Genomic DNA, 3,715 nt, shown 5'->3' with positions numbered 1-3,715 from the left:
AATCAACGGAGCAGCCCAAATAATCAGCCCAATCGTCACCAGCAGCAACACGCCACCGATTAAGGTCGTAATGGTTTCCACCAGGGGAGCGATGTCTTCATCTTCAGCCCGGCGTTTGGCTAAGACACTGACAATGGCACTATGGAATGGGCCATTGATGCCCCCCAGCAGCACGAGTAAAAAGCCAGGGATAACGTAGGCAAAGTTGTAGGCATCAACGGCTGCACCAACCCCAAACGCAGCAGCGATCGCCTGTTGACGAAACAGACCAAAGATCTTACTAATGAGTGTGGCAGCCGCCACAATGCCAGCAATTCTGGCAAATGAACGTGTTGGTTTCTTCGAATCAGCCACAGCAATATCGACAATGTGCCACCGCCAAGCCTAGCATCAACGGAGCAATGCCAGTTAAATCCTAGACCTGCGGCTCTCAGATCCAGGCTGCTGGAGAAGATGCAACCATGAGTCAACTTGGTGTCTTGCTGCCTTGATCTAGAAAATGACATCTGGTATTGGAGTTGCTGATTTCAACGGGGAGAATTGCTGCAAATCTCGTCTTTTTCCCGTCGTCTGAAGTTGGACACTGTAGACTAGGGATATAGCACACCCTCTGGATGTCAAGTTTTCATGACTTCAGCATCTCCTCACCCGCAGAGTATCTCTATCCGCCCCTTGCAAGGTCGAGATTTCGACGCCCTTGAGCACCTTGCTTCGAAGGAATTGGCGGCGGAGCATTCCTACCATCCCACTGGGCCCCATCCCACCATGGAGCAAATGCGGCCTTGGTACGGGGTGCTGAAATGTCTAAGTTGGGTGCCCAATCCTCTCCAACACATGCTCTGCGCCTTTGTGGCAGAACATGCTGGGCAGCCCCACGGCATGATTCGGGTCTCGCCCGTCAACCGGACGCGCAGCACCTGGCGGGTGGAGCAAATTGCAGCGGAGTCTACCTTGGTGGATGGGCAAGTAAAGCTCTTGGCCACGGATGTGGCATCCCAACTCCTGCGCTATTGCCTGCAAAATATCTGGGAAGCGCGTACCTGGATGATTGAGGTAGACGTGAATGATAGTGCAGCTTTGGGCGTCTATCGGCAGACAGGGTTCCAGCCCTTGGCGCAGATGGCCTACTGGGCGATCGCTCCTGATCTATTGACAACCTTGGCCCAGCGGGAGCCCGATCTCCCCAATCTGCTGCCGGTGAGCAACGCGGATGCCTTTTTGCTGCATCAGCTCGACACGGTGGCCATGCCGCCGCTTGTCCGCCAAGTCTTTGATCGCCAACCGCCAGACTTTAAGTCCGGTGTATTCCAAACCTTAGTCAACGGTGTCCAGCATTGGGTGCGGCGGGTAGACAGCGTGAGTGGCTACGTGTTTGAACCCCAGCGCAAGGCAGCGATCGGCTATTTCAACCTACAGCTTTGTCGCGATGGGCGCTGTCCCCACGTCGCCGAGTTGACGGTGCATCCAGCCTACACCTGGCTCTACCCAGAACTGCTCGCCCAAATGGCCCGCATGACCCAAGACTGTCCGCCCCAGCAGCTTTGCCTAGCCTCGGCTGACTATCAGTCTGAGCGGGAAGAATATTTAGCCCAGATTGGGGCAGAGCGCACCCAGCACACCTTGCTAATGTCGCGGTCGGTGTGGCATAAACTGCGGGAAACACGGCCGGTGTCCTTCGAATACTTGCCGCTGCCCGAGGTACTGCAGGGTCTGCAGCCGGCCCGCAAACCGGTGCCCAGCCGATTTTCTATGTTTGGTCGAACGGCAGCCAACCCAATGCCTGCCTCCCATCCCATCCCCCCCGTCTCCGGAACGGTGCGGGATGATCAGGGTGATTCGGCCCCCGCTTCCCCCGAAACGTCAAGCACTGATGGGAAAAGTAGCGATCGCCGCCTGCCTTTCTTGAACCACGATTCCATGGAAGGATCCCAGGGATAGGTGAAGCAGCGCATTTCAGCACTAGGTCTGGATGTCGGCCGGCGGCGCATTGGTGTCGCGGGTTGTGACGGTACAGGTTTAATTGCCACTGGCCTGTTCACCATCGAGCGACAATCGTTTCAGCAGGTGGTCGAGCAACTGCAGGCGATCGCCCGTGAGCGGCAGGTGCAGGTCTTAGTCGTCGGCTTGCCCTACTGTATGGATGGTCATTTGGGGCAACAGGCCAAACAGGTGCAAAAATTTGTCCATCGCATCACGCCTCTGTTGAACCTGCCGGTGGTCTATGTCGATGAACGGTTGACCTCGGTGCAGGCAGAAGAGTTGATCGAGGCAGAACGACGTGTGTCCCACGATAAAGGACTGATTGATCGCAAGGCCGCCGCCCTGATTCTGCAACGCTGGTTGGATGAAGGAGCCCAGCGCCCCGACCTCATGGAAAGCGATCGCGTAACCCCATAGCCTGTCTGCATTTCCTAGGTTATTGATTGCTTGGGTCTACGTTAAATTTATCCGCACAGTTCTAGATGCATGGCATCGTGCTACGATACTGTGTGCCATGCATCTGTGTTGCTTAACACGGATGCATGGCCAAGCGAATAGCACACTGGACTTTCCATCGACGGGCTGCCAGGATTACATCGAATCGGGGAACTTTTGGGATGAATGACGACGACTTAGATCTGAATGTAGAGACCATTCACCTCGCTGACGAAGACGGGCGGTCACTCCTGTGTTCGGTCGAAAAGTCAGCGGATATTGAGGGCACCAAATACCTCCTCTTGCTTCCTGTCCATGCGCCGATTGAAATTTTCGCTTGGGAAGAAGGCGATGAAGAAGATGAAGAAGTGCTGGTCGATATTGACGATGAGGAAGTCGTCGATGTGTTTGACACGGCTCGGGCTGTTTTAGCAGAGCAGAATTTGATGCTCACCCATACAGCTTTTACCCTAACCGCTGAGGGAGATCTGCCTGATCCTGTCGATGACGACATCATTACCCTCAACATTGGTGAGGATGAAGAGGCCAATGAAACCGAGCAGTTTCAAATGTTGGCAACCTTTTTCTATGAAGAGCAAGAATATGTGCTCTGTACCCCTCTAGAGCCGCTTCTCTTTTTCGCCCGCGTCAACGGTCAGCAGACTCCCGAACTGTTATCGCCCGAGGAATTTCAGACCGTACGCCCACAACTAGAAGATCTGCTGTTTGAGGATATCGATTAGTAGACTGGAGATCCCTGCTCTAGGGCACCTCAGGCTGTTAGCAGGGGATTCATCCGTTGGGGGCACGCGGCGGCAGGGCTGCATGGATTAGGATTTGCATGTTCTTTGATCGACGCATTCATACGTGCTGTGCAACGCATTACCCGAACGTTATTTTATATCCTCATCTTGCCAGCCACGCTGGCTCTTGGAGGCTGGCAAGGATGGGCTTGGTGGAGTTGGGCGACCGCGCCGGCACTAAGCAGTTCTGACCCGTCGTTGACGGCGGATGATTCGCTGATCCGCATGGACATTCCGTCGGGTACCTCCGCGCGCCAGATTGGGCAAGATCTCAAGGCCGTGGGCTTGATTCGGTCAACCACCGCTTGGGATCTCTGGGCTCGTTGGCAAATGCTGCGCGATCGCCCTGGGGGATTCTTGGCGGGTACGTATGAGCTGTCGCCCACAACTCCGATGGTGGCGATCGCTGATCAAATCTGGGATGGAGAGGTTGCAACCCAGCAGTTCACCATTCCTGAAGGCTGGTCTATTCAGCAAATGGCCGCCTATTTTGAGGC

5 protein-coding genes are annotated in these 3,715 nt (G+C 55.0%); 4 read left to right on the top strand and 1 reads right to left on the bottom strand.

Annotated elements, in window-relative coordinates; translation table 11 throughout:
• A partial coding sequence (locus tag V6D20_21455) for a lipid II flippase MurJ (protein ID HEY9818349.1) occupies window positions 1-354 on the bottom strand: 354 nt, incomplete at its 3' end.
• Window positions 355-627: 273 nt separating this feature from the next.
• Here V6D20_21455 and V6D20_21450 point away from each other — a divergent pair.
• The 4 genes from V6D20_21450 to V6D20_21435 all read left to right on the top strand — a co-directional run.
• The gene (locus tag V6D20_21450; protein ID HEY9818348.1) at window positions 628-1,938 is read left to right on the top strand and encodes a hypothetical protein; all 1,311 of its coding nucleotides are present in this window, start codon (window positions 628-630) and stop codon (window positions 1,936-1,938) included.
• Window positions 1,939-2,397: a Holliday junction resolvase RuvX gene (gene ruvX / locus V6D20_21445; protein HEY9818347.1), complete on the top strand. Its 459-nt coding sequence runs from the start codon at window positions 1,939-1,941 to the stop codon at window positions 2,395-2,397.
• 200 nt (window positions 2,398-2,597) lie between these two features.
• A complete protein-coding gene (locus V6D20_21440) occupies window positions 2,598-3,158 on the top strand; it encodes a DUF3727 domain-containing protein (GenBank protein ID HEY9818346.1) in 561 nt (186 codons plus the stop codon).
• A gap of 129 nt (window positions 3,159-3,287) precedes the next feature.
• A partial coding sequence (locus tag V6D20_21435; protein ID HEY9818345.1) for an endolytic transglycosylase MltG occupies window positions 3,288-3,715 on the top strand: 428 nt, incomplete at its 3' end.

This window comes from Candidatus Obscuribacterales bacterium, assembly GCA_036703605.1.
Taxonomy (GTDB): Bacteria; Cyanobacteriota; Cyanobacteriia; order RECH01; family RECH01; genus RECH01.
The sequence above is the reverse complement of the archived record's forward strand: the minus strand, read 5'-3'. Positions and strand labels throughout refer to the sequence as shown.

What these genes read in the sequence shown, in the direction of transcription:
- V6D20_21450 (HEY9818348.1), top strand. Translation starts at nt 628, where the DNA reads ATGACTTCAGCATCTCCTCACCCGCAGAGTATCTCTATCCGCCCCTTG.
- V6D20_21440 (HEY9818346.1), top strand. Translation starts at nt 2,598, where the DNA reads ATGAATGACGACGACTTAGATCTGAATGTAGAGACCATTCACCTCGCT.